General features: G+C 41.7%; 24 protein-coding genes and 1 pseudogene. 13 read left to right on the top strand and 12 right to left on the bottom strand.

Annotated features, from left to right (window positions below):
• Positions 1–27 precede the first annotated feature (27 nt).
• Together AB5217_RS14660 and AB5217_RS14655 are read right to left on the bottom strand one after the other, a co-directional pair.
• Complete coding sequence (locus AB5217_RS14660; RefSeq protein ID WP_254029211.1) at positions 28–576, bottom strand: flavodoxin family protein; 549 nt, start codon at positions 574–576, stop codon at positions 28–30.
• A 24-nt stretch (positions 577–600) separates the two neighbouring features.
• Complete coding sequence (locus tag AB5217_RS14655; RefSeq protein WP_254029210.1) at positions 601–1,353, bottom strand: DUF1349 domain-containing protein; 753 nt, start codon at positions 1,351–1,353, stop codon at positions 601–603.
• Positions 1,354–1,441: 88 nt separating this feature from the next.
• On the opposite strand from AB5217_RS14655, the gene AB5217_RS14650 reads away from it, so the two are divergent.
• A complete protein-coding gene (locus tag AB5217_RS14650; protein ID WP_254029209.1) occupies positions 1,442–2,209 on the top strand; it encodes a response regulator transcription factor in 768 nt (255 codons plus the stop codon).
• Positions 2,210–2,226: 17 nt separating this feature from the next.
• Here the strand turns inward: AB5217_RS14650 and AB5217_RS14645 are convergent, their stop codons facing one another.
• From AB5217_RS14645 to AB5217_RS14610, 8 genes are all read right to left on the bottom strand, one after another.
• Positions 2,227–3,735, bottom strand: a complete 1,509-nt coding sequence (locus AB5217_RS14645; RefSeq protein ID WP_368112748.1) for a mobilization protein — start codon at positions 3,733–3,735, stop codon at positions 2,227–2,229.
• Positions 3,736–4,058: 323 nt separating this feature from the next.
• The gene (locus tag AB5217_RS14640; protein ID WP_368112749.1) at positions 4,059–4,784 is read right to left on the bottom strand and encodes a hypothetical protein; all 726 of its coding nucleotides are present in this window, start codon (positions 4,782–4,784) and stop codon (positions 4,059–4,061) included.
• Between the two features lie 32 nt (positions 4,785–4,816).
• Positions 4,817–5,164, bottom strand: a complete 348-nt coding sequence (locus AB5217_RS14635; RefSeq protein WP_254029206.1) for a hypothetical protein — start codon at positions 5,162–5,164, stop codon at positions 4,817–4,819.
• A gap of 204 nt (positions 5,165–5,368) precedes the next feature.
• A complete protein-coding gene (locus AB5217_RS14630) occupies positions 5,369–6,616 on the bottom strand; it encodes a primase-helicase family protein (RefSeq protein WP_368112750.1) in 1,248 nt (415 codons plus the stop codon).
• On the bottom strand, positions 6,603–6,932 hold the full coding sequence (locus tag AB5217_RS14625) for a helix-turn-helix transcriptional regulator (RefSeq protein WP_254029205.1): 330 nt from the start codon (positions 6,930–6,932) through the stop codon (positions 6,603–6,605). Before AB5217_RS14625 ends, AB5217_RS14630 begins: the two co-directional genes overlap by 14 nt.
• 208 nt (positions 6,933–7,140) lie before the next feature.
• Complete coding sequence (locus tag AB5217_RS14620; protein ID WP_172177401.1) at positions 7,141–8,166, bottom strand: ORF6N domain-containing protein; 1,026 nt, start codon at positions 8,164–8,166, stop codon at positions 7,141–7,143.
• A gap of 25 nt (positions 8,167–8,191) precedes the next feature.
• Entirely contained in the window at positions 8,192–9,112 is a 921-nt protein-coding gene (locus AB5217_RS14615; RefSeq protein WP_254029204.1) for a DUF6043 family protein, read from the bottom strand.
• A 13-nt stretch (positions 9,113–9,125) separates the two neighbouring features.
• A complete protein-coding gene (locus tag AB5217_RS14610) occupies positions 9,126–10,463 on the bottom strand; it encodes a site-specific integrase (protein WP_254029203.1) in 1,338 nt (445 codons plus the stop codon).
• Positions 10,464–10,738: 275 nt separating this feature from the next.
• Here AB5217_RS14610 and AB5217_RS14605 point away from each other — a divergent pair, with 275 nt between their 5' ends.
• On the top strand, positions 10,739–10,873 hold the full coding sequence (locus tag AB5217_RS14605; RefSeq protein ID WP_224440842.1) for a DUF6125 family protein: 135 nt from the start codon (positions 10,739–10,741) through the stop codon (positions 10,871–10,873).
• Here the strand turns inward: AB5217_RS14605 and AB5217_RS14600 are convergent.
• Positions 10,865–12,037 carry an immunoglobulin-like domain-containing protein gene (locus AB5217_RS14600; protein ID WP_128131174.1) on the bottom strand — a complete coding sequence of 391 codons (1,173 nt, stop codon included), beginning with the start codon at positions 12,035–12,037 and terminating at the stop codon, positions 10,865–10,867. The genes AB5217_RS14605 and AB5217_RS14600 overlap by 9 nt on opposite strands.
• 279 nt (positions 12,038–12,316) lie before the next feature.
• On the opposite strand from AB5217_RS14600, the gene AB5217_RS14595 reads away from it, so the two are divergent.
• Positions 12,317–12,661 (top strand): hypothetical protein, encoded by a 345-nt coding sequence (locus AB5217_RS14595; RefSeq protein WP_128131180.1) that lies wholly within the window; start codon positions 12,317–12,319, stop codon positions 12,659–12,661.
• Between the two features lie 371 nt (positions 12,662–13,032).
• Here the strand turns inward: AB5217_RS14595 and AB5217_RS14590 are convergent, their stop codons facing one another.
• A complete protein-coding gene (locus AB5217_RS14590) occupies positions 13,033–15,141 on the bottom strand; it encodes a BT4734/BF3469 family protein (RefSeq protein WP_368112751.1) in 2,109 nt (702 codons plus the stop codon).
• Between the two features lie 1,027 nt (positions 15,142–16,168).
• Here AB5217_RS14590 and AB5217_RS14585 point away from each other — a divergent pair.
• From AB5217_RS14585 to AB5217_RS14540, 10 genes and pseudogenes are all read left to right on the top strand, one after another.
• Entirely contained in the window at positions 16,169–17,047 is an 879-nt protein-coding gene (locus AB5217_RS14585; protein WP_004296404.1) for a M48 family metallopeptidase, read from the top strand.
• Between the two features lie 12 nt (positions 17,048–17,059).
• Positions 17,060–17,317, top strand: coding sequence for a hypothetical protein (locus AB5217_RS14580; RefSeq protein WP_368112752.1), 258 nt, complete (start codon positions 17,060–17,062; stop codon positions 17,315–17,317).
• Positions 17,318–17,328: 11 nt separating this feature from the next.
• A complete protein-coding gene (locus AB5217_RS14575) occupies positions 17,329–17,835 on the top strand; it encodes a zinc ribbon domain-containing protein (protein ID WP_368112753.1) in 507 nt (168 codons plus the stop codon).
• A 63-nt stretch (positions 17,836–17,898) separates the two neighbouring features.
• Positions 17,899–20,208 carry a tetratricopeptide repeat protein gene (locus tag AB5217_RS14570; protein ID WP_368112754.1) on the top strand — a complete coding sequence of 770 codons (2,310 nt, stop codon included), beginning with the start codon at positions 17,899–17,901 and terminating at the stop codon, positions 20,206–20,208.
• A gap of 32 nt (positions 20,209–20,240) precedes the next feature.
• Positions 20,241–21,380 (top strand): toll/interleukin-1 receptor domain-containing protein, encoded by a 1,140-nt coding sequence (locus tag AB5217_RS14565; protein WP_368112755.1) that lies wholly within the window; start codon positions 20,241–20,243, stop codon positions 21,378–21,380.
• 245 nt (positions 21,381–21,625) lie between these two features.
• Entirely contained in the window at positions 21,626–22,309 is a 684-nt protein-coding gene (locus tag AB5217_RS14560; RefSeq protein WP_368112756.1) for an energy transducer TonB, read from the top strand.
• A gap of 107 nt (positions 22,310–22,416) precedes the next feature.
• On the top strand, positions 22,417–23,040 hold the full coding sequence (locus AB5217_RS14555; protein ID WP_368112757.1) for a hypothetical protein: 624 nt from the start codon (positions 22,417–22,419) through the stop codon (positions 23,038–23,040).
• A gap of 44 nt (positions 23,041–23,084) precedes the next feature.
• Entirely contained in the window at positions 23,085–23,648 is a 564-nt protein-coding gene (locus AB5217_RS14550) for a cob(I)yrinic acid a,c-diamide adenosyltransferase (RefSeq protein ID WP_008642670.1), read from the top strand.
• Between the two features lie 73 nt (positions 23,649–23,721).
• Positions 23,722–23,943: a DUF2795 domain-containing protein gene (locus AB5217_RS14545; protein WP_002558131.1), complete on the top strand. Its 222-nt coding sequence runs from the start codon at positions 23,722–23,724 to the stop codon at positions 23,941–23,943.
• Positions 23,944–24,114: 171 nt separating this feature from the next.
• Positions 24,115–24,225, top strand: a pseudogene (locus AB5217_RS14540) (IS982 family transposase); the annotation flags it as partial.
• Positions 24,226–24,366: the final 141 nt, after the last annotated feature.

Genomic DNA, 24,366 nt, shown 5'->3' with positions numbered 1-24,366 from the left:
TTGCTCCGAACGATGTAAATTTAAGAATCAAAATTCTTTTCCTATATCGTAAATCTTTTGAAGATGCTTTGTATGTGAAATCGCGCCTTTCTCGCTGACGTTATTCACAAAATAGTGACCTCTGTTTTTCCACCCTCTGTCTTGCGCAATGAGTTCAAAAGAACGCACTATGCCGTCAAATACGTGAGGATCATCCAGTTCACCGCATGAGATAAGCATACATTCCTTGATAGGCACATCCTTCTTGCCTATGATAAAGGAATAGAACTTGTCTATGACAGCTTTTATCTGAGAAGGGAATGTGTACCAATACAAAGGGGTGCAGAATACAATTGCATCACTTTCTGCCATTAAGGAAGCCAACTCATTGAAGTCATCGTCAAAAATACAGGCTTTGTTATCCTTGCTGAAACATTGGTCACAAGCCCGGCAACCTTGAATATGTTTATGTGCAGCCTCAAACCGCATCACTCGGTTTCCAACTTCTGACGCACCACGTGCAAAGGCTTCAGCCATGAGGTCGCTGTTACCGTCTCTACGTGGACTGCCGGTTAAAATCAATATGCGTTTACTCATTTTTAATTATCTATTTTGGGTAAGTTATTCTCCCATGCGGAAGTCTCCCACATTGTCATGGCTTAATGTCACGTCTTCGATACGGCTTGTGCATCCGCCACGTTGCGGACACTGGCTGCTAATGCCGAGATAGATACTATCGGGGTAGTAGTTGCGGTACAGACGCACCATGTGCCACTCTTTTTTGTCCAATGAATAATAGCTGGCTATAGTCCGAGTGTCGGAAGATATTTTCATATAGACCGACTTTGCGTCTATCCGGTCATGGTTGTTATCATCGGACGTGCCTTGTGTCCGTACCGATACAATGCGGTGGTTGCCATATTCGTCCTGTTCAAAAGCAAGTTTCTGCCAAAGTGTATCGTTGACATACACAAAGAGGTCGGCGGCATTGTAAAGCCCCTCGGCTGTGAATTCCGGGGTGACCTTGGCTGTCAGGGTAAATGGCTTGGTATTGTCTGTCGGAATCAACAACACGGGAAGCGTGTTGTTTGACAGCTTGCCCTCGTTAGGGTCGCAGAAGAAATCAAGTCCTTCCCTGCAACGGAACTCCAGCGCCCTATCGGCCAACAAGCTAACACATGTGTCCGCGCCATTGATGGAGCGGGTAAAAGTAACATCACCCACCTTTATTTCACATTCTGCCATCTGGCTACTTGTTGAGGTTGCGTTATCTGTCAAATTTGCCTCCTCCAATTTGGGCGAGTTCTTTTGCTGACAAGCAACTAATGTAATACACCCTATAAGGAATGCGCTGAATAAAACTGTCTTTTTCATCTTATTTCATTTATTATTTATAATTTTGCCGGCAAAGTTAGGTAAAAAGGCAAAAACCTACAATGGTGAAAAATAACCAATTAGGGGCATGATAGAGCAAGAGAATGAACTGAAATCGCTGTTGACCGAACAACCGTTTGAAGGCATTGAGAATACAGACCTGTTACTTGCCCAGACAAGGGCACGTGCGAAAGGTTTTGCCCTTGCCACCGAAGGTATAGCTGTAGTGTCTGATTTCAAAAACAACGAATGCCACATTTACGCTGGCAGATTCGGACAAACTACAATGAATCTCCCTCAATATACGATTGACCATAATACGGCCTTTGAGAACAGCATATTCAGCCAAACCGATGAAAACGAACTTATTGAACGTCATGTACTCGAACTACGTTTCTTCAACTTCATAAAAGAACTGCCTGTCAAAGAAAAAGCCTGTTTCTCAGCTTCATGTATTCTAAGTTTTTACAAAAAAGAAAGTAACGAGAGGGTGAAAATGTTGCATACAACGAGATATTTCGGTTATAGCTCCGATGGGAGCGTCCTGCTCGGTTTGTGTACATACATTCCATATCCCGTCTCTTATGACCGACAAGACGGAATCATCTTTAATGTACTGACAGGAGAGGTGGTCGGGCGAGAAAAATATGAAGCAAGTGACCGGAAAATTCTTAGCCAACGGCAACTTGAAGTTCTGTCGTTAATAGCCAAGGGAGTGTCAAGCAAGCAGATTGCCGATAATCTCAATATATCGGTTCATACCGTAAATCGTCATCGGCAGGATATTTTGGCTACATTGAAAGTCGCAAATACCGCATCGGCCGTGGAAATCGCGTTGAGAATGAATATTATTTAATTCCTATAATGCCTTGATTATCGTTGAACACCTTTCATCCTTTTGTAAATTTTACAGTCATAAGCACCATTAGCAACATCGCCAACCTCTTTGAGTGTTTGGCTATGTTTTATTTCGTCAAATGGTTTTCGGCTTTCCGCATAATCACAGAGCCATGCACCGACCGCTTTTTTCTGTTCGGCAGTATCTCCATATTCCTGCATAACGCTTTTGATATCAGCTGCTTCGGACGGGGTAAAGAAAGACTTGTGCCGCTCTGTCCCGAAATGGATAATAGCATCTATGGCTTGCCTGAAAACTTCGCTTGCCTTATAAAGCAAGTCCGCCAATGTGGTCAAGACATATCGGCTTGCTTTCAATGCACTTTGCAGCAAACGGATGGTCTTATCTTTCTCCGTTGTGGCGGTAAGGACAGCTTGGCTTATGCGGCGTTGTTCACCGTCTTTCTGCTCTTGAAGAAGTTTTACCACCTTGTCCCGTTCCGTAGTAAGTGAGCGGCTTAGCACCAATGCCCTGTCACGCTGGGCTTCGGCTTCCTGCTTCTTGGCAACCAAGGCTCTTGTCAGTTCATCAACCTTGTTCTTTACGACAATGGGAAAAGACTGCTTTATCCTTTCGTTCTCGGCACGGAGCGTTTCATTCTCTTTTTCGATAGCCGCATACTTACCTTTGCCGAAGAAGTTGGCTAATCCAGACTTTATGCTGTCGGTATTCTCCTTGTCCGCCGCTGCCTTTTTCCGTCTAAGTCCGGCAAGTTCCACGCCAAGGGAGAGGTTGACTTGCTCCAATTTCTTGTTTTCTTTCTCCATATTGCGGTGAGCCTCCTCCGCCTGTTCTTTGGCTGCAATGGCTTGTTCCGCTTCCTGTTTCTGTTTGGCAAGTATGAAGTCGGCACGTTCCAAATGTTCCTTTCCCGTGACCTCCTTTGAGCTGCCCCTTTCCATTTCCAGACACTCAGCCAAAAGTGTCTGCATATCGCTCATGGCTTTCTCGTCCAGCTTGCAGGACTTGCCCGTTTCGTGGTTCATCCAATCCCAGACGATATGGGCATGGAGATTGGGCTTCCACGTGGCATTGTCGCCGGGCGTTCCGTAATGCCCCTCGTCACGGTGGATGAAGATTTGCAGGGCAGTGATACCCCACCTCTCGTTGCAAACTGTGCAAAAGCCCTGCAACTGTTCCATTGTGGTGTCTTTATTGATGACAACCACTCCCTCTTTCAGTGGCGTGCTACCACGAACTATGGTCACCTTTCCCGTCTTTTTGTTCACTCGCTCACGGTCTTTGGTCTGCATCGCCCGACCCGTCTTTTCCTTGACCATTGCGGCTATCTGATTGTAGCGGTCGGTCAACGTGGCTTCACCGAAATCAGGTGATACCCACGTCTCATTTCCTGCCATTAGGTCGGTGCGGATGTAGAACTTTTCCTTGCGGATGTTGACGAGGTATTCCGCTGTCCGTTTGTTGTGCGCCTCGCTGCTGCCGATGTTGCACGGCTTTATGTTGATGGATGTCTTCTGTGCCATGAGGTTTGTCTGTATTTTAGTTTCATTGATGGGTTATTAGGGCTGCGTCCTAATCGGAGGGTGCAGGGAGAGTGTCACTTCCTGCTCCAGGTTCTTAGGGGTGGAAACCACTAAGCGGAGTTTCCAAAGAGAGGGTCACTCTTTGGTCGGGTTGCATAGGGCTGAAAGTCCTTGCCGGGTTCTTAGGGCAGAGCCATAAGCCCCTCGGGAGAGCCCACAACTTCGGGAGCGAAGCGGAGAAGTTATAGTGGGCTATATCTGGGCAAGCCCAGTCAGCCAAGCCACGACAACGGAGTAACGCTGAAATCCCTCTTTTGTGCCGCTTAGCTCACCGTGCCTGTGTCGGTATCGTCCATGCCGTCAATCGTGCCGTCCTGCGCCTCTCTGTGGCTCTCTGCGCGGCTTCCGTTGGCTATTGCATTCTTTTTGTCTATGATTTGGAAATGCTCTATGTTGCCATTGCTGTCCTGCCCGTCAGCGGAATGGTCGGAAATTTCAGACGAACAAAGGGGAAAAGAAAGGGTGGCTGTTTCGCTTTCCATGCTGTCCGTTTCTTGCCCTTGGATTTGGCAACCATCCGACGCGGCGCATTGCCTTTCATCCGAAACTGTATCATTGCATGGAGGTGTCCGTTTGCCGTCCCTCTGCCCCTTAGTAGTTACCGATGGCTTGACATAATGAGGATTGGTCAGTAGGACACCACCGACATACCAGCCTGTAAGGAAATGCAGGGTGTGTATCGAAGTGCGGTTGTTGGTTCGGGTGGTCAGCAAACCGAGCCTGTTAAAGCTGTCAATGAGCTTGCCGACCGTCTTTCGGTTGCATCCCAAGTATTCCGCAAGTTCCACATCGGAAGCTGCGACTTCTCCCACCTCCAAAGTCATTTCTATACCCTTGATATTGCAGACCGTCCTTGTCCGCACGGCATGGGTCATCAGCCTGTGCAGGCATCTTTGCCTTTGGACGGAAAACCTGCCCTCCAAAACAAAATCCCATTGCTCATCCGAAAGGATGGTGCAGTAGTGTATCGTTTGTCCCTTGTTGTACATGGTCTATGATGTTATGGGGTTACAATGGGCAGTTACCAGCCCATGCCTTGCCTCTGTTCGGGCATATAATACTCCCTGTCTGCCGCTATGTGGTTCAGCACATCCTGCATCCTGTCCAGTTGGTCATGGTCAAGCACTCGGATGGCGTTGATGGTTATCTTCTGCGAGGCAATCCTGCGGTAGTCAATATCAGTTTCGCTCAACGTACCGCCAGCGTCAGCACGGATGGAACGAAGATAGGCGTTCACCGCTTCCGTCTGTTCTTTGGTCGGGTACGGTGCTGCCCATCGGTCTTGGATATAGTCAATCATGTGACTGACCGCATTAGCCAATAATGGGTCTTGGCGTGCGATAATGGGTATCAAATCTTCTTTCTTCATAATATGATTGTTATTTTAGGAGTCTTATGATTGTTTTTTCTCGTTGATTTTGTTGACTTTGTTGAGAAACTACCGACAAAAGGGAAAAGAAAAATTTTTTCTTTTGGCCAGCAATATCCTTTGTTGAGCTTTGTTGAAGATGTAGTTGACTTATAAAGTGCTTATTTGCTAGCTATCTCTTGTTATTCATCACTTTCAACAAATTCAACGGTAGTCCTTCAATTTTTCACGGGTAACGGTGTAAAAGCGTCCTACCTTTTTGGGCGAAGCAGAATATTTCTGTCCCGGCAACACAGATATTTGATAGGTAGAATAAGATAACGCATTAGGCGCAGGCTCCAGTTTCCAACATTGTTGCAGGACATTCCTTACCTGATGGCGCTCCACTCTTACCATCGAATAGTTGAACAACGCCAACAGGTCGTTGATGCAGAAATCCACCACATCCACCTGCATGTTGTCCATGATGTCAAGCAACAGCTCTGCCATATCAAGCTCAATGCGGCTGCGGTTGCAGCGGATGATTTTCTCCAAAGCTGCCGTGCGGATGAGTGACGGCGCAAACCACATACGGCTTTTTTCTTTGGTGGTCAAGTCCCGATGTTGCAAGTGGTATAGAAAAGCAGGTATCTCGTCTTTCAGTTTCTGCAAGAATGATGTATCGTCCTTTTCAAGTCTGCTGACCTTTCTCACCCAATAGCGTGTTTCCTCCGGCTCAATGTACACAGGGAAGTTCTCGTTATTGGAACACAATACGAATTTGGCGAAGAACTGCACCTCGTAACGGTCTTTCCCCTTGGATTCCATTTTGTAAGAGTGTGCCGTACTAAGGTTCTTCAACCGTTCACTGTCTTCACGGCGGTTGAGAAGCACTTCATCCACCACAATCATCAGCTTGCCCGCCCAGTCTGCATTGAACTGACTGCGGAAATCCTCGTTTGTATTGAACGTGACGTTTTCTTGAAACAATGCTTTCAGAAAGTTCAAGAACGTACTCTTTCCTGTGTTCCGTTCTTCCGACACCAAGAGAAGTATCGGCAACTTTTGCGTCGGTTTCAGGTATAGCAGTTGGAGATAGTCCATTCCCAACTCATATTGCTCACCAAAGATATGCTCCACCAAAGAAGAAATATGGTGAAAGCCACCTTCCGTTGGCACATGTGTTATCGGTTCGTAGAGATTATAAAAGTTATTCACGTTATGCTGATAGTCCGTGTGGCTGGGTATGGTGCAGAATCCGTCATATTTCGGTATGCGTGCCACCTCGTCCTTGCCGTGATCCTGTCGGAACACGCTCATTTTCCATTCCACACGCATTTTACGGAACGAGCCATTCATCATCGGTTGATTGAGAATGCGAAACAAGGTTGTCCCGACACGTACATATTCTTCTTCAATGTGCTCAATATTTTCGTACTCGTGTGGTATTGATTTGTCCTCATAGTTTTCCATTGCTTGGTTTTTTACTTGTTTCACCTAAGATTCGCCTAACATCAGAGTAGCGGTATCTCACTTTGTTTCCGACCTTGACGGTTCTCAAGTAATTGCGCTTGTTCCAAAGCCATAAGGTGGTGTCGCAAACGCCACACATTTCTTTTACTTCCTCACGTGTCAACAACCTATCCTCACTGGTTGCTTTAAGAGCAACCGCCACCTCGTTCACTGCACGGTTGATAAGCTCGTTTGAGAAATTGTGCAGGTCTTCACCTGTAATCTCCAACTTAATGTTGGCTGCTCCGTTGGAGATGATTTGCATTAAATCTGTCATAATCTGTAAGTGCTGCCATTAGCCCGGCACAACCATTCCGACAGCATTATAAATGATTGCGCCACCGCTCCGATATTGGAACGATGGCGCAAAAATATAAATGGAATTTGTTGTAATTCAATAATTTGCATTTCGTTGTTTTCGCCGAAATGATAAACGAAAGAAACGAAATACGAAACAAGCCAATTTCGTCTATCTTGACTTGGATTTACTTCAAAGTTAATGCAGGGTTTTGAATAAGTCGGTCTATCACCGGATGATAAATTCCACCATCAGTTACGGCTGTAATGGTCGTAACTTTATTTCCTCCATCTTTGGATGATGCACCGCAATGATAAATCTGTTCATCAGCAGTATTGTAATCAATGACGATATACCTGTCATGGAATATGCCGCCCGAAGTATGCAATGAGATAGTAACATTGGGATATTCCCGACAGAAATCATCGAACTCCGTTTTATGCAAGCGGTTGCCGATATTGTCGGAGAATATCGTTATATTCACATTGGCAGGAACATCTTTCAAAAGAACCAATGTCTTCAACCCAATGTAGTTATCCACAACGAATATGGTTCTCTTGGCTGTACCATAAATTTGTTGGTATGCCAAATCCGATTCCACGGGATGACCGTTGAGTATCAGCCAACCTCTTCTAACGGAAGGATTGCTGAAATCAAGCATGACGTTCGCCAATTCCGATTTGGTTACGACATTGCCCAATGTGTCAATTATGCTGGCAACCTTGTCATCCACCGCAGACAAAGAATTTCGCAAATCCAGCAAGTCTTGCGTGTTTTTTGTGGTCTGTAAGGACAATTGCAGGTATTCCCTTTGCCCTAACAATGGCTGGTTATCGACAATGTAGTCTTTCATTTGCTTGAAGATGCGAATAAGTGCCTTGCTTTGTTTTGTCGCAAGCTCGCCTTTCAAGACGGTCATGAGCATATAGATACCTTGTTCGGTGAAAACGTATGGGTTGTATCGGCGACCGCCCCAACTTGAGGTGGAATTTTTGCACCTCAAGATTTCACACTCTTCATCGGTCAACTGGAACATGAAGTCCTGTTCAAACTTCTCAATGTTATTCTTCACTTGGCGATTGAAATCTTTGGTGCTGTAACCATAGATTTTAGCTAAGTCAGTATCTACCATTACACGAGTTCCCCTGACATAGTATATATGGCCTTTCAGATATTCGTCATTTATTTCTTGGGCTATGATGTCTTTATCCATATTTCAAAATTAGTTATATGTTCAACTATTTGTTGTCTGTGAGATAAGCCCTCCATTCATTGATGAACGACCTTTCAATGCCACAGTCTTTTATTTTCCCTTTGTTTGTGCTGTCGTTTAGCTTCTTGACAGACACCTGCAAGTTGCGCACTGTTTTCAAGTCGCAGTTCGGCATTTCTTGGGCAAGCAGCCTATGGAATGTCGTAACATCGCATCCATTCAATAGCTCTTCTTCTTGAAGGGCAAAATAAAGCCGTGCTAAATCTGCCCCTGTATGCTGTGTTGCAACTCTCTGCTTAATCAGTTCCAAAACTCTTTCTTGATTTCCTTGAAGATAGTCTTTCAATGTTTGCATCGGCTGTTTCTCCTTTTGCTGTTCCTCTTCTTTAATGGAGCTTTCATCCGATGTTAGCTCTTCAATACTTGCCTCTAAGATACGATTTTCCTCAATAGATTTCTTCTCTCTATAAAAATTCTGCCATTCTTCTTTTGTCCGTAGGTTGTTCCGAATGCTGCTTTTGATAACCAACTTTACCATAATGGCTGCTACTTTCTTTTCAAAGAAGCTATTTGAGGGGTTGTTGGCTTCTGTTTCCAACTGAGTTACCATCGTTTCATAACATTTCCCGTAATAGAGCCAAGCAAGCATTGCCGGGACAATCGAATTGCGCTTTACATTGTGGAACTCTTCTACCAATAACTGTGCCGCATCAGAATCAGCCGAATAGCTTTGCAGGAGATTTTCATTGGCAAGGTCGCCATGACACTCTGATTTGTACTTACGCATCATCTGTGGGGCGAGTTTGCACCCCAACTTGTATATCTTGTGTAAACCTGAAGCTGATTTATCATTTACTTCAGCAACAAAAGTGTCGTATTCTTTTGGATGGCTGTCGAGCCAATCCTTTATTTCTTTCTTGAATCGTTCAAAATCCTGCTGTGCCATAACCAGTCCTTTTTCAGTCCAACAAATGCACGAGTTCTTTCTTCATGTCCTCGTCTATCTCCCTGTACCTGCGAAAAGCCTTGCTTCCCTCCTTGTGTCCCGAAACCGATGAAACAAGGTCGGGGTCTTTCACCTTTTTATACATATTGCCGATAAACGTCTTTCGGGCGGTATGCGTGGTTGCGACCTCATACAGATACTTTTGTTCCGGCTCACGTGTGAGAGGATTCAGTACGGTGACCACCCTGTCAAGTCCAGCCAACCTAAATGCCTCCTTGATAGCCTGATTGTATTTCTGCTCCGATATGAATGGGAGTAATGTTTCCCCGTTATAATCCTTATAACGTTCAAGTATGGTTTGGGCGATGTCGTTTAGCGGCACCCTTATTGTCCGAGGGTTATGGCTGCGCGTCTTTTCCTGTACGTATTCCAACGCTCCGTTTACGATGTTTTTCTTCGTGAGTTTGTAGAGGTCGCCCACACGACAGCCAACAACCGTTTGAAATACAAAAATATCACGCTGTATGGCCAGTTGCGGACGGGCTGACAAGTCGGCTTCAAACAGTTGGTTGCGCTCTTGAAGCGTAATGTAAATGGGTGTGCCGTAAAGACATTCTTCCAAAGGGAACTTGTCAAACGGACGGTTTGTCGTTTTCCCTTGATTATAGCACCATATAAAAAAGGTTCGTATGCGCGAGAAACTGTCTATGAGAGTGTTCTTGCCTCTGGGTTGTGGAGTACGCTTTTCAGGGATGGTCGCGTAAATTTCGGGATATTCTTCTGCGTATATGTATTCGTTCTCCATGAAGTCCCAAATGTCGGCCAGCGTGTCTTTTGTAACGCTGTCGATGTCAAGGGCAAAATGTTTCATTCCTCGTCTTGTCTGTCTTACAAACAGTTCGTAGCGCATGAGTGCCCTTTTTACCACACGGAAATTCTTTTTTCTAACTTCCGACAAATTATGCTTCTCCAGAAATTCATCAAACAATTCAGCAAATGTCGGTGGGTTTTCTGCTGCAAGCTCTTCTTCCGTCTTGTATTTCTCGGGATGATGGAATTTGTCTATTATTTCTCCGAGCCATTCACTGTCTGCATCCTCACGATATTCTTTTTCAATCATGCGGGTCAACGTTTGCACTTTATGGTTAAAGTCCATCTTCTCTTCTTCGCTTACCAAGGCGACACGGTCTTTATATCCCTGTCGTTCCGCACTCCAGTGATTGGGACAAATGGATAATTCACTCGCAGCCTTGATATCCTTCTTTCCGTCACGCAAACGGAAATAAATGGTGGCCTTAGTGTCAACATCGTTCTTCTTGGCAGTTTTCCGTATGAATGCAGTCACTTTCATGGGCTTCAATTTTATTTCTGGATTGAACATTGCAAAGATAGTAATTTGTTCCCAAATTGTTCCCAATCATCCCGAAATAATTTCAATGCTATCAAATTTATCCATCTTCAATACTTTTCATAATTGCCTAACATTAAATATATTACCGTAACATTCTTATTAAATTGATTTTGTTCCCATTTATTCTTATTCATATTTTCAAATGCGGGTCTGGGTACTGAAACGGAGAAAGTTGAAAAACTCTCTCCGTTTTTTTTTCTACTCCTCGTAACTCGTTGGTCATACCGAAATTCGGGCATGATGGATTTGCACGCGTCATAGACGAAAGAATCGTTACTGAAATGATTAGCTGTTATCCGAATGTTACTGATCTGGAGTGTGCTTGTTGTTGGAAATTCACATTAAGGTAGTAATTCAAATTCTCCATAAGCCACTTTGGTGCCTCTGTTGAATGATTTGTAGATACGGTATTTCCCTGGATGGTTGGGGGATTCTGATGTATAGAGTTTGATTGTCTGTTGGTGACTGGGGTGCTCCGGTGGGAAAATCCACAGTATATCATTAACGACAGGATCGGTCGGCAATGTTTCCCATTGCCGTTTACTTTTGTTATAGTAAGCAAGGCTGTACTTTTCTCCGCACTCGTATTCATAGTGAGAGTGGTTGGTGATGGTTATTTTTACTTCTGTAGTTGATAGCGGATAATGATCGTGTTCTGTTTCTATAGAAAGCGAAGCGGGACTTATGTTCTCTCCAGTCGGAATGTCACGGGGAATAGGTCGCAATATGACGGAGTTCGTTTGCGATGATTGGTTGGTTTTCTTAGGTAACACTGTATAAAGCCCTTGTTCGTCTTTTATTATCTCATATTTTCCCGATTCCAGCCACGTATTCCAATCCTTAAAAAGACCGGTGATAAATAGGTATAAATCTTCGGAAATATATATTTCTGTACCTGACTTTAAGTCGCATGCCAACTGACCATTTACGACAGACAGATGTTTCTGGGCTCTTTGTAAGGCTTTCAAATAGACAACCTGATTAAATGCGTAATCTTTATTGAAACCTCGTCCCGTGAATAAATCTATTGCAGCATACGACATCGTCCCTCTTGTCTTCAGGAAAGTAGTGTCGGTTATAGACGTCTTGTATCTATTAGCTTCTTCCCACATCTTTCTTTTTTCCTGTTCTCTGAATTTCTGCACGATCTCGCTCACTTTATCTTGTTCGCTTGTTTCTCTGTGAGATTTTAGGCTGTCATTATCTTGTAATTCGTCATAAAGAGGTAAAGCAAAAAAAGTGTTATTGTCCTTTTCAAACTGTTCTATGATACATGGGATAATTTTCTTACCCATAGCTTTTAGCTCTTTGAATTGGGGTAAAATGGTGTAAGCACGGGTACTTGAACTTAATTGTGCTTTGGGATTGTTGTGTATTTCTTTTTCCCAGGCATTAAATAAACTGTCAAATTTGGCTATATCCTCTGTTGTCAAAATATCACTTTTTTCTGTATTCTGTTTAATACATCCCGTAGTGATAAAGATAAATGGCAGAATAAAGAAAAGTGTTCTCATCGTTTTAATTATTAATCGGTTTTGTAATAGGTTTGCATAAGGGTATGTCAAGCTTTTGATATGTTTCCTGCAAATATAGAAATAATATTTCTAAACCGATAAACTGGATATTGCTGTTTTTTTATCGGATAAGAAAACGTTTATTCGTTTTTCGATGTGATACTAGCTGCCCTTTGATAAATAATGTGAAAAAACAGTTTTTAGCCTCATTATCGAATTAACTTTCACCCATTTGTGAGGTCTAACATACATAACTTATTTAATATGAGAATTAAAATGATGAGAAAGCAAATTTTAAGTTTGGCAGTTGCGTTATTGATTGGCTCAACTGTATGTATGGCTCAAAATCGTCAGAATGGAAAGGCTGATAGAGAGAAACGTATGGAACAGATTGTTGTCGATCTGGGCTTGAATGAAAAGCAGGCCAAAGATTTCAAAGCTGCAATGGAAGAAATGAGACCTGCGAAAAATAAATCGAATGAAAGACCTACGCGGGAAGAAATGCAAAAGAAAAGGCAGGAAATAGATGCTAAAATAAAAAGCATTCTGACCGATGAACAATATAAGAAATACCAGGATATGCGTAAGAAGGATAACGCGAAGAAAAAGAAAAAAGCAAAATAAGTACTATTCGTTTAATCTAAACCTGTCAAACAGAGAATCGTAAAAGATAATCTGTTATGACGCTATACTTATTTTCGGTTCTTTCATAAATAATTTATTTAATCTACATGACTATTTTCGTTCTACTAAAGTTGAATGCAGGCTCCATTTAAATGAGTCTATTTTTCAATTTAAGTAGAACGAAAATTTGTTAGATGATGTTTCGTCTTATATCTATACTACCTCCACTAAAGCTTTTCTTCATGCTTTTATCTTTCAATCTTTCACCTTCTGCTGAAACTCCCTGTCTATGGTAGTTGTACGTTGGTGATAGATGTAAAATGATCTGTCACCGATCTGTCATCTTTCACCGGATATTTTTTATTGCAAACTTATCCTCTTCCCGGCTTGATTCTTATTACTTTGTAGAAATTACCGCGTTTCGTATGCAAAGAAGGTATTTTGTTCTTTTGCAATATTCTTCCGAACTGGACAATACTGCAGATAGATACATGAATCTTACTGTCATGTTGTAGCTGTTGCAGTATTTCAATGGCAAGGAGTTGCTCGCATTCTTCTCCTTCTTTTGCCCCTCGGAAATATTCGTGAAACAACTGTTCGGCAACCGGCATGACTTGAAATTCCTGATTATTCTCCGTCATGACATGCTCATCTTCCGTGTTGAACCAATATCGCTCTCCTCTATATAAGTCGTGCATGGCTTGTGCATAAAGCTGCTCATAATCAATGGGGGAGCAGTCGATGGGACCGGTCACATTAATTACGATATAGCGTCGGCTGCCGGAAGTATCAGTCAGTAGGTCCTTGTGATTGCTTGTCCCAATGAAAGATGCATATCGGCGCATCTCTTGAGTAGCGGTGCCATGCGGACGCCGGACGTTGACAACCGGTTTTTGAAGAATATGTTTCAGAAATGCCTGCTGGCTCACTCGGTTCTGGTCAAATTCATCCATATTGATGAGTGCGAACCTATTTAGAGACAGTTCGGCATCCCGCTTATTGCTGAAATCAATGCGGTCGGTATAATAAGCCTGTAATTCAGGTGGAAGCAGACTTCGGCAAAAAGTGGATTTTCGGTATGCCTGTGGACCGACCAGTAACGGTACAGTACAATTGGCGTATTTCCGGTCTGTCTGACGCCAGTGGGCTACCATATTCAGAAACCAGCGGTAAAACAAGTCAGGCCAGTGGGTATTGTTGCAAGGAACCCGGGTTGCCAGTTCCCGAATCCGGTCACGCCCGTCCCAACGGATGTCCAACCCGAAAAGGAAATCTTCAATAGGATTAAAAATAGGGATACGGTCGGAGTCCAGATACCGGACGACGTCTCTGTCCCATAGGTTAAGCCCTTCCAGACGTGCGTTCATTGCGATGCTGTTCCGTGTGCGGTTACTGATGGGGCGGAAACAGAAACAAAACGTGTTTCGTTCGCGGTATTCCGTAACTGTCGTCATCGTATTGTAGCGAAATTCATATCGGCGTTGCATGAATTCTTCCGTCCGAAATTCCAGTTCCTGTTCTGCTGATAAGGGAGATTTCTTTCCGAAACCTTTTTCGCACGTATATACATTCTGTATGGTTTGCCGGATCAGGAATTCTTTATTCTTTGTATAGAAATGAGCGGTAGACCAACGGATCGTCTCTTCTTCCGGTATTCCTGCCTGAAAACAGTTCTTTGCTACCTGAACCAGCAAAGGCTTCAGGTCTTCATCGGAATGAATATGGATTCTTGGCTGTAATTCGCTTAGTGATTGATATGCCTTGTTTAAAGCAGCTTCGAAGAGAGCGGATAATGTGTCGAAACTGTCATATCCCGGAATCAACCGTTTGAATGGAGATGCTTCTGCTTGCACAGCTTCCTTGTAAGTTGTTTCCGAAGGCATTTCCAATGGCTGCCGCATATAAATCACGGTAGATTCAGGGTTGTAATAAAGTTCCGGGTCATAAGTCTGTCGGCAGAACTGTTCCAGGGCAGGATTCTTCAGCTCGATAGCATAGGAAAGGGCGGGCTGGTATAGGCTGACCGCTTTTCTGTAGGCATTTGCCTGAAATATTTCCGCTTCTTCCCGTTTTTGAGGAAGTGACTTGTCGGGACGTGTGAATCGTATCCATATTTTCACGGAATGTCCTCCGGAACCCATAAAGGCTGCGAATGTATGTGAAAGTTCAGCCGCTTCCTGCTTCACCCGGTTTACTTCCATCCGGTTGGCGAGATGATTCACTTCTATTTGTATGATGCCGTTATATCCGGTCATTTGTATACCATTGACTGTTTTACGAAAAGTGGCAGCCGGGACAACTTTGGCCAATTTCTTGACGTCGTCCAGTTTGCTGTCCGGTGATGCGTAACGGATGCTCGTGCGTAGGTTGCTGACTGGCTGGGCTTTCGTTTCATGCTTCATCGTTTCAATTTGTGTGTTGATGTCCAACGTTCGCATGGTTGTCGTCTCTCCGTTGTCTCGCATCAAAGTAAGTTTCATGATAGATGTGTTTATTGTTTATGTTTCTTTCTTTAAAAGGCGAGTAAAGGTATGCTTTATTATCGGACTCTCCAAATATATCATCTTCTCTTTGTTGGAACCTTCTTATGTACTGTCTCTTACATTGGCTATTAATAGAAAACTTCCTTTCTTTCCTATGCAAAGTTTCTTTCGTCTAATAGAGAAGTTCCTTTTGGCTGTTTGCAATCTATAAATGAAAGCTTTGATTATATAAATGCAAGTTCTGTTTTTATAAACGCAAGTTTCATTTATAAAAACGGAACTTGCATTTATAGTTTGAATCAGGTGAGGAATAGGTTATCTATTAATGAAAAGGAAGTTTATATTTAATGGAAAGGAACTTATCTATTAATAGTTCAGGAAAGAGAACGCTGTTCCTTTGAATGTGATAAGTGGTGAAAGATGAAAGATTGGGTGATAGATTGAAAAAGAACTGTCAATGGTTTGAAAGTGCGATAAACAAAAGGATTTATGACTTTCGGTGAAAGATGAAAGATATAAATAATGTATTTGTAATGAATACTATCTTTTTGTTGTTGTGATTTGCAAAATAAAAAATGTCATGATAGACATGTTTTTCGCATCAATAGTTCTGTTTTTGGTCTGTTTAGACATGATTGGGACTTTTGTAATTTTTTGCCTGCTATATTATTCGTTATATTTGAGACTTGTAACGATGATGCGGTGAACTAGAATATGGAGAATATGTTTGTCCAGGTCTCTGAAATCGCCAATGAAAGGACTGCACAAGGACAACATTTTAGCAGCATGATATTTGTATCTGTTAAAAGCTAATACTGATTATCGTGCTGCTTTCTTATTTTGTCAGATAAATGAAGAATTTATTCGCATAATTCTTTTTATGTTTCCGGTTTATTGTATATCAGGATTTTAACCTGTGGTGCTTACGAGGAGTTTGTTGCGTATACCAGTGATATGAAAAGACTGAACTTGATGTGTTTTGTAATGAAGGTCATAAAAACAATAGATATTAATATTGATAACCATGATTAAAGCAACAGATTTTATTCATCCGGAGGATGCAGCTGCATTGAGGCAGCTGGAAAGTATTCCCGGATTCCCGACCCTAGTGAAAAAATTGATGTCAATGGGATTGGAACAACTGCAATATGGCGTTAATATGGCATCTGCAATTCGTTTATCACCGAATCAATTGCCTAAATTGTATAATCGTCTGCCACCGATTTGTAAGAAGTTGGGGATTGAACAACCGGAATTCTATCTCTCTATGGACCCTAATCCTAACGCATGGACCTTTGGCGATACAAAGATTTTTATAACTATCACTTCCGGCTTGGTTGATATGATGACAGAAGAGGAACTGGATGCAGTGATTGCCCATGAATGCGGGCATATTCTTTGTCATCATGTCTTATATCATTCCATAGCTCATTATGTGATGGATGGTTTGGATTCACTTGGCGTTTTGGGAAGTTTGGGAGTCCCCATCCAATATGCGATTTTGTATTGGGAACGTAAAAGTGAGTTGTCTTGTGACAGAGCTGCCAGTATTGTGACTACTCCAGCCATAGTGGCAAGCACGATGGCTCGTCTATCTGGAGGTCCGTCTTCTATAACAAAGAATATCGATCTGGTGGAGTGGGCTAAGCAGGCAGACCAATATGAAGCTATCCGTAATGACGGATTATGGAATAAGACATTGCAAGTCGCAGCTATAATGAATCAGAATCATCCGTTTTCGGCCGTGCGGGTTAAGGAGATCTTGAAATGGGGGAAAAGTTCCCAATATAAGACTATCGTCGATCATCTTTCGACAGAGAAATCAGGCAAGATATGCCTGAATTGCAAGCAACCGATAGCGGATGGCTGGACTTATTGCAAACATTGTGGAAATAAACTTTAAATATAATAGCTTATGTTTTTTAATGAACAGGGAATGTTGAATTTAGATGAGGCGGTCATGAACCAGCCCACATTCAAGAAGATTATGGAAGATGGTATAGTTACTGAACAGGAGGTCAAGGAACAGTCTGAAAGAATTATTTCTATATTGAAGTCTATGGAAAAGAACTATACGGAAGAACAACAGTGTGAGATTAAGGAATTGCTTGTTGAAACCGGTGTGTTATTTACAACGAGCCAATATCATGCATTACAGTCATTACACTTTTAAAAAATAGAATTATGGGAACATTTGCAACAAAAAAAATACTTCCGGGTAATCCTTCCTTGATTCCTGCCATTGCCGAACAGATAAGAACAGAATTTATGGCAGAACAGTTTGAGGTACAAATAGATAATTTATTAAGTGGTGGTGTTGATATTTCTATATCCAAAGGTAATTTGTTTAAAGCCGTACTTGGTTTGAAGTCTGCATTAAAAGTCAGCTTGATACCTAAAGACAGTGCAATAGCGTTTGAAGCTGGGATAGGGATTTTTGGGCAACAAGCTATTCCTACTATCATTTCTATGCTATTCTTCTGGCCGGTACTTATCACGCAAATTTGGGGGATGGTGCAACAGTCCAAGCTTGATGATAAGGCACTCGAAATAGCAGAAGTGATGATAAGAAATCAAAGTTCTTCTACAATCTCGGCTTCAAATACTGGCGGGATGGTGTTTTGTACGAACTGCGGATATCGGAATATCAAAGGTGCAAAGTTTTGTTCGGAATGTGGAAAGGCATTGTAGAAAGGACTATAAAAATAATAAGGGTAAGATTATAGATAATTCTATAGTTTTAATGAAAATGACATGAGTAGATTACGTTTGATAACAGTATTCCTTTTTGCCGTCTTCATGGTATTGGGAGTTACAGCACAGGTTCATACCCAGAAGGGGGTAGTCCGCAAGATAACCCGTTCGGTTTCAGATCCTTTCATTCCGGTGCAGGGTGTACAAGTTGTTGTGTCGGGGCAAGCTAATAAGGCAAGCGATAAGAACGGACGATTTTCGTTGGAGGTGAAGGTCACGGATAAGGCCGGTAGTTATACACTGACAGCCGTGCGTATGCCACAAGGTTCCAAGTATATGTTGGCTTCGCCATCGAAAGGTAAACGACTATTTGTATCTGCCAATGACTTGGAAGTCTCGTTGATAACACCAGAAGAAAAGGAGACGGAGTATAAGAAGCAATATGAATTACTGAAAGAAAAGTATGAAGAGCAGTCGTTATCTTTACGTAAACTACGCAATGAACTGAATAAGCGTCTTGGAGAATTGAGCGAGTCGGATGTGCATTATGCACGTCTGAAAGTGGAGTGTGACAGCATCCGCAAACTTTATCTTGACTACATCAACAATGAGGATAAGATAGATGAGGTTATCAAGGAATTAGCTGAAGAGCTGGCACTGACCGATTATCAGAGCTTGGACTCTTTGGAACTGAAAATCTATGAACTGAAAAAAAACGGAGAATGGAAGGCACTTAACGACTTGATACGCGAGTCTATGCCTGGTGGAGCCGAGGAAGCCTGGAAGGTGATTGAACAACAGCAACGGAATGCGGATGCAAAAGTAGAACAAGCCAAGCTTGAATTAGCTAGAGGACTGTCAGAACAACAACGATTGATACAACAACGCAGTCAATGGTTTGAGAAAATGGAGATTGCTATCGAATCATTCAAGATGCAGCATTTGAATGATTCGGTTTCGCATTATTATGAGATTCTCACGAAAGCTGCTCCAACAAATTGCAAATATTTGAATACTGCAGGAATGTTTGAAGATCAATACATGGCTGATTACAGTCGGGCTATGAATTATTTTTTATCCGCATTGGGCATTGCAAAAAATGATTTGGACAAAGCTGATAGTTATAATAATATGGGAGGGATATATCAAGTACAAGGCGATATTTCCAAAGCCAAAGAATATTATGAGAAAGCCTTGAATATCAGGTTGTCTGTTTATGGGGAGAATGATTCTGGTGTAGCTGTCTATTATAATAATATGGGAGGGATATATCAAGTACAAGGTGATATTTCCAGAGCTAAAGAGTATTATGAGAAAGCCTTGAATATCAGCTTGTCTGTTAATGGCGAGAATGATCTTGGTGTAGCTGTCTGTTACAGTAATATAGGAGGGATATATCAGGATCAGGGTGACTATGTCAACGCCTTGACATATTATAAAAAGGCTTTAGAAATCCAATTGTCTTATGGAGAAATATCACCTGACGTCTCTACCACTTATAATAATATAGGAAATCTATATTCTGACCAGGGAAATAAAAGCAAAGCCTTGGAATATTATGAAAAAAGCTTGAAAATAGACTTATCATTATATAGAGAGGACCATCCTCAAGTAGCTACCCAATATTATAATATAGGACAGGTATATTATTCTCAAGAAAACTACGATAAGGCTCTGGAATATAATGAAAAAGCTTTGGAAGGATTGTTAGTCAATGGTGTGAATCTCCCTTTGGCTGCATCGGCCTATTATAATATAGGAGTGATATATTATAATCGAAAATATTATGCAAAGTCGTTGCTGTTTTTAGAGAAATCATTGGCAATCGATCGAAAAATATTAGACGAAAATGATTGTTCCATTCGGCAAACATTACAGCTGATAAGTGATGCTACTAAGCGTCAGACTCAACAGATCAGTGATCAAATTACCTTCTATAATGGTGCGGGTGAAATATATTATGAGAAAGGTGACTATTCTAAAGCTTTGGAGTGTTTTAAAGAGGCTTTGAATGTTGAATTATCTGTTTACGGAGAGAATAATCCGACTATAGCTGCCAGTTATAATAGGATTGGGAAAATGTACTTTTATCAAAAAGAGTATCCTGAAGCCTTGATATATTTTGAAAAAGCATTGAAAATCTGGTTACCTGTTTATGACAAAAATTATCTTGATGTAGCTGGATGCTATGGCAATATAGGGATGATGTATGCATTTTTAGGTAATAATTCTAAAGCATTGATGTTCCTCGAAAAAGCGTTAGCTATATACAGGAGCACTTTGGGTGAAGAAGATAATTCGACGAAGGAGACTTTGGAATGGATTAAATATGTTACTTCTCTTCAGGCCAAGCAATCCTTTGTACAGTAATAAATGTTGGTCCTATATAAGAAAGAGGAAAAATGGCACACAATTTTTTTGCTTTTATTAGCTATCGTCATACGGACATTAAGGCGGCGAAGCGATTACAGTTTTTATTAGAATCGTACAATTTGCCGACAATGATTCAGAAAATGAAGCCGGAGGCACCTAAACGGTTTAAAGTCTTTCGTGATGCTGATGAACTGACGAGTGGTGTACTTAGTGACGAACTGCATCATAAATTGGACGAATCGAAATATCTGATTGTCATTTGTTCGCCGAATTCGGCACAATCGAAATATGTAGGGGAGGAGATTGCCTACTTCCGCTCGAAGGGACGCGAAAGAGAGATTATACCTTTTATCATTGACGGTATTCCTCATTCCAAAGATCGGGAATGTTTTCATGCTCAACTGACGTTAGGTGGATTGGAACTTTTGGGGATTGATGTGCAGGCGGAAAATTCAAGATTCCATGCGATACGTTTCCATCAAGCATTTATCCGTCTTGTGGCAAGAATGCTTGATGTGGACTTTGGCGTATTATGGAACCGTCGAAAGCATTTTCTCGTTAAGCTGGTCGCTTTGATGATTGTTGTCCTTTCCATTATCATCGGACTGGCAGTGAACGCAATTCATTCACGTCCTTTCGATTTAGCAGTGCAATTATCACAAACACCTTTCAAGGCTCTCCCACTTAGTGCCGATGAAACAGACAGTCTGTATCTGTTTCTAGGTGAAAATGATCTACGCACAGTGGTTCTAAAAGATTTGGATAATGCTGTTTTGTTTCCCAACATTCCGGGAAAGTATAAAGGACAGAATATGAGAATTGTTGCAAAGGCTTATGGTTGCTATGTGTTGGACACAATCGTATCTATTACTTCAAAGATAGCATTGCCTATTCAACGGAATCCTGAAACGTTTGGGCATATTCGATACTGTATTGTAGATAATGAAACGGAAAAGCAACTCATAGGTGTAACATTCGACTTTGGCTTTCTGAAAGTCAAAACGAACGATGAAGGTATACTCGATGTACTCATTCCAATAGACCGGCAGCAGGTGTCTTATCCGGTGAAAATTGATTATAACGGAATCTCTATGCATCTGACCTATTCTGGAGATTCATTGCAGGCGTCCGGTCATACTGTTCTTAGTACAATTTATGTTCAATATTGAGATATGAAAAATAGTGGTATAGAAACGTTTACTCATACTAAACTCACTGGAGCCGAATTATTCATAAATTTTATCCAAAAGAAGAGAAAAGAATAAAATAAACAAGAGACGTTGTAACAACCTATCCATAAAACGATTATATTTATAGCAGCGAGAGAGCACTTTAAGTAATGCTTAAGAGGAAAAACGAAAAGTAGTATATATACTATATATTTTCTATTATTAATTACTTAAACACATTTTTTATGGAAGCCAAGAAATCAAAAAAGGCTGCAATTGAGAATCAACGGGGTTCTTGGTTGTTGATGGGTTTGGTTGTTGCGCTAGCCTTCATGTTCGTTTCGTTCGAATGGACACAACATGATGTCAGAGTTGCAGCACTATCACCAGATGATGAATCCATCTTTGTAACAGAGCTAGTTCCAATCACATTCCCTGAAGAGAAACTGGAACCGCCTCCTCCTCCCGAAACTAAGGTAACAGAATTGTTCGAAATAGTGGAAAACAATACGGAGGTGACGGATAACGTTTCTACAGTGTCAGAGGATATGAATGCAGTTCAAAACGTTATTTGGATACCCCCAGTGGTAGAAACAGAAACGGTAGTTGAAGACGTTATTCACGTAAGTGTTGAAGTCATGCCGGAGTTTATTGGAGGTACAGCTGCTTTAATGAAATATTTAAGTAGTAATATCAAATATCCGACGATTTCGCAGGAAACTGGTTCGCAAGGAAAAGTCATTGTTCAGTTTGTTGTAGACAAAGACGGAACGATTTCCAATCCTGAAGTTGTGCGAGGGGTTGATCCTTATTTGGATAAAGAAGCTATCCGCGTGATAAGTTCTATGCCGAAATGGACTCCCGGAATGCAAAATGGTAAGAAAGTTCGAGTGAAATTTACTGTACCGGTATCATTCAGACTACAGTAGTAACTTGGAATAAATGAGTATGAGGGTCGGTTCTTTATGGGAACCGACCCTTTTTCAATAAAAAAATATATCTTTGTCGGGAGAATAAAAATACGAATGATTGTTTTATGAATCTTCTACTCTGTATAAAAAGACCTTTTATCTGGCTTTCCCGCTTTCGTTATCGTTGCGGATATGGCGTACATTCCCCTTTTGCTTTTAGTCTGATTACCGATGTGATTTATGAGAAGATGCCTTACTATGCCTATTCTTCTTTGAAAAAAGAACAGAAAAAGATGATAAGAGAGCGTGGGTGGACTAAAGGTTCTCAAAAGGTAAACCGTTTCCTGTTCCGGTTGGTGAACAGAGTACAGCCTGATACGATTATAGAAGTTGGGCGTCCTTCCTCCACAACCCTCTACTTACAGTCCGCTAAACCATCGGCTTCCTATCTCTTTGCTTCCGACTTGTCGGAACTGTTTCTGGATGCAGACACTTCAGTCGACTTTTTGTATCTGAACGATTACCAAAATCCGGACTTATTGGAAGAAGTATTTCGGGTTTGCGTACACCGTACTACCCTTAAAAGTGTATTTGTAGTCCATGGTATCTGCTATTCCAAAGAGATGAAAGTGCTTTGGAAAAAGTGGCAGGCTGACGAAAGGGTCGGAATAACTTTCGACCTGTATGATGTCGGTTTGCTATTTTTTGATAAAACGAAGATAAAACAGCAGTATATCATCAACTTCTAAGAACCTTTGTACGTTTACCATCTATAATAGTAAAAAAGAAAGTTATGAAAAAGAGCCTTGTATATACAAAGACCGGAGACAAAGGAACTACCAGTCTTGTCGGCGGAAGTCGCGTTCCAAAGACTCATATCCGCCTGGAAGCTTACGGAACGGTGGATGAATTAAATTCTCACCTGGGATGGCTGCACACTTATCTGCAGGAGGAGTCCGACCGGGATTTTATCTTGAGTATTCAACATAAGTTATTCGCCATCGGTTCACACCTGGCCACCGACCAGGAGAAAATGCAACTGAAACCCGCCAGTATCATTACCCCCGAACATGTGGAAAGTATCGAGCGGGAGATTGATAAGCTGGACGAGCAATTACCCGAACTTTGTGCTTTCATCATTCCCGGCGGAAGTCGTGGAGCAGCCGTTTGCCATGTTTGCCGCACGATTTGCCGGAGAGCTGAAAGACGCATTCTGGCTTTGTCCGAAACTTGTACAATTTCTCCCGAAGTATTAGCTTTTGTCAACAGATTATCAGATTATTTGTTTGTATTATCCCGAAAAATTAATTTTGATGAACAAAATAATGAAATATTTTGGGATAATAGTTGGAAATGATAGATTTTATTATACTTTTGCCGAAAAATAGAAAACGAGACAAATTTAGTATTCATTTTAAATACTCAAGATTATGTATTGGACATTGGAATTAGCATCAAAACTTGAAGATGCTCCCTGGCCGGCAACCAAGGATGAATTGATTGATTATGCCATGCGTTCGGGTGCTCCTCTTGAAGTTATTGAGAACCTCCAAGAGATGGAAGATGAGGGCGAAATCTATGAGAGTATCGAAGATATTTGGCCGGATTATCCTAGTAAGGAGGATTTCTTCTTCAACGAGGAGGAGTACTAACATCCACAGATAAGCTAAATAGTTAAATATCAGTGCGATAAACAATAGAAATTTGTTTGTCGCACTGGTGTTTTATACTCTTTGATGGTGTAGTTTATTTGTCTAAAGTTCCATATCTTTGTTTCTCCTCAAGAATATTGGTAAAAGGAATTCTAAGACTTGGTAAGTCTTTTCTCCTTTTTTATTGCAAATTCCTTGTCGGCTATCGCTGCATACTGTTTCTTTGAAAGGAAACCCGCCATTGATGTGAGGTTTATCAATGACGGGCAACTGACTATTTTTTCCACATTTCAGGTATTCCTTCATAAGTCACATATACTCCTTTTTCCATGGGGAGAGGAGCGAGTTTTTCCAGAACGTTTTTCCATGACTCTTCTGGAGGTAAGCCAAGGCGTTCTCTCCATTTTGGGTTTAAACTGAAAT

The sequence above is a fragment of the Bacteroides sp. MSSM.1001136sp1_RTP21357st2_D2_RTP21359_211015 genome (genome assembly GCF_040913205.1).
Lineage (GTDB): Bacteria > Bacteroidota > Bacteroidia > Bacteroidales > Bacteroidaceae > Bacteroides > Bacteroides ovatus.
Note: the sequence above shows the minus strand (reverse complement) of the source record. Positions and strands in the feature narration are given on the sequence as shown.